This window comes from Parolsenella sp. (assembly GCF_982402205.1).
Genome location: NZ_CEVYAT010000192.1, coordinates 1 through 2,390 on the forward strand (window position 1 = coordinate 1; position 2,390 = coordinate 2,390).

Annotated in this window: 2 protein-coding genes; both read left to right on the forward strand. The window is 70.7% G+C overall.

What is annotated here, in order from left to right; genetic code table 11:
* The first annotated feature begins 108 nt into the window (after positions 1–108).
* On the forward strand, positions 109–1,020 hold the full coding sequence (locus AC1VTH_RS07920) for a tRNA dihydrouridine synthase (protein WP_481335614.1): 912 nt from the start codon (positions 109–111) through the stop codon (positions 1,018–1,020).
* On the forward strand, positions 1,017–2,237 hold the full coding sequence (locus AC1VTH_RS07925) for a coproporphyrinogen-III oxidase family protein (protein WP_481335616.1): 1,221 nt from the start codon (positions 1,017–1,019) through the stop codon (positions 2,235–2,237). Before AC1VTH_RS07920 ends, AC1VTH_RS07925 begins: the two co-directional genes overlap by 4 nt.
* The last annotated feature ends 153 nt before the right edge of the window (positions 2,238–2,390 follow it).

The following is a 2,390-nucleotide window of genomic DNA, read 5'->3' on the forward strand; positions in this document are numbered from 1 at the left end:
ATGGAGGAGGGCGCCGCCGCGGCCGGCCTCGCCTAGCCGCCCGCGTCTTTTTCCGAGGTTGGCACGCTGCGCGAGCGCCTCGCCGCCTCACCCTTCCTCATGGCGCCCATGGCAAGCGTCACCGACGCGGCCTACCGCATGGTGATGCGCGCGGGTGGCGCCGCGCTCGCCTACACCGAGATGGTGAGCGTCACGGGCATCCACTACGCAAGCGACAAGACCTGGTCGCTCGTCGAGCCCAATGCTGGCGAGCCCGACCTTGCCGTGCAGCTCTTTGGCGCCGATCCCGAGCACTTTCGCGAGGCGGCCGCCCAACTGGGCGAGCACGTGGGGAGCAAGCTCGCCCTCGTCGACGTCAACATGGCCTGCCCCGTGCCCAAGGTCACCAAGGGCGGGGCGGGGTCTGCCCTGCTCGATGACCCCGCGCTCGCGGCGCGCATCGTCGAGGCCCTGCGCGAGGAGCTCGACGTTCCCGTCACGGTCAAGATTCGCTTGGGCCGCAGGCCCGACGCGCTCGTGGGAGCCGACTTCGCCCGCGCCATGGAGGCTGCGGGCGCCGCCGCCATCGCGGTACACGGACGCGTGGCCTCCCAGATGTATCGCGGCCAGTCGAGCGCGGAGGGCGTGGCCGAGGTGGTTCGCGCGCTGAGCGTGCCGGTCATCGCCTCGGGAGACGCCCTCGACGCCGAGCGCGCGGCCGCGCTGCTGGACCGCACGGGCGCCGCTGCCTGCTTCATCGCCCGCGGCTCCTACGGCGACCCGTGGGTGTTCGAGAACGCCCGCCGCCTTCGCGAGGGCAAGGTCCCCGTCGAGATGACGCCCGCCATGCGCCTTGCCGCGTTTCGCCTGCACGTGAGGCTGCTCGGCGCCACGGGTGCCCACATCGCCCGCGCGCGCAGCCTCGCGGGCTGGTACCTGCGCGGGGTTCCCGAGGCCGCCGCCTGGCGCGAGCGGGCCATGCACTGCGTGGGGCTCGAAGACTACCTGGCGCTCGCAGACGAGCTCGAGGCAACACTGTGAGCGAAGGCGTCGAGGCTCTCTACCTGCACGTTCCCTTTTGCGTGAGGCGCTGCCGCTACTGCGACTTCGCCACGGCGGCCACGCACCACGACGACGCCCGTATGCTTGCCTACGAGCGCTCGCTCGAGCGGCTCGTGGGGCAGGCGCGTGAAATCGGGCTCCTTGGCCGTCCTGGGAGCGCCTACGTTGGCGGCGGCACGCCCACGATGCTGGGCGCAGGGGGGCTGCCCTCGCTCGTCTCGGCCATCTGCGCCGCGGGCCCCGTGGACGAGCTCTCCTTCGAGGCAAACCCCGAGTCGCTCTCCGACGAGCTGCTCGCCCGCGCGCGCGAGGCGGGCGCCACGCGCGTCTCCGCTGGCGTACAGAGCTTCGATGATCGCGAGCTGCGTGGCCTGGGCCGCGTGCATGACGCCCTCCTCGCGCGAGATCGCGTTGCCGCTGCCGTGGACTCGGGGCTCGACGTGTCGCTCGACCTCATGTGCGGCATTCCCTTCCAGACACCCGAAAGCTGGCGCTCCTCGCTTGTTCAGGCCGTTGAGCTGGGCGTGGGCCACGTGAGCTGCTATCCCCTCATGATCGAGCCGGGCACCCCGCTCGAGCGCATGTGCGAGTCCGGCCAGCTGCCCTGGCCCTCGGACGACACCGAGGCGGACGACATGGAGGCCGCGCTCGAGGTGCTGGGACAGGCGGGCTTCTCGCGCTACGAGGTCGCAAGCTATGCCAGGCCTGGCAAACGGTGTGCCCACAACGTTCGCTACTGGACGGGCGTCGAGTACCTGGGCCTTGGCGCGGCAGCCGCGAGCATGCTCAGTCGCGCTTCCTACCTGCGCCTTCGCGAGGCGGTGCCCGCGCTCGCTGCGCCAATCGACGACGCCGTGCGCTTTAGGCTCACGATCTGTTCCACGACAGACGAGCTTGTCTGCGCCACCTCGCTCGCGTCCCTCTCGTTTGAGGTCGAGCAGCTGAGTGAGCGCGAGGCCGTGGCCGAGGATCTCATGCTCGCCGCGCGCATGACCGACGGGCTGCCCACGCCCCTCATCGAGCATGCCCGCACAACCCTGGGCTCCGCGCGTGTCGACGACGCCCTTGCCAACCTCGTGCGGCGCGGCCTGCTCGAGCGGAGGAGCGCGGGTTCGCTTGTGCCCACGCACGACGGCTGGCTTTTGGGAAACGAACTCTACGGGGCCCTCTGGGACCTCGCGAGCGACCCCTCGTAGGGCTAGGCCGGCCGATTGCCGCCGCCATGAGCACCGCCGCGGGGACGTTCAGGCCGCGGTGGTACTCTTAACAAATGCTGAACCAACCCCAACCGCCTGGAGCCGCACCGTGTTTTCCTGGATCACCGACGTCTTCATGGCCATCATGCGCCC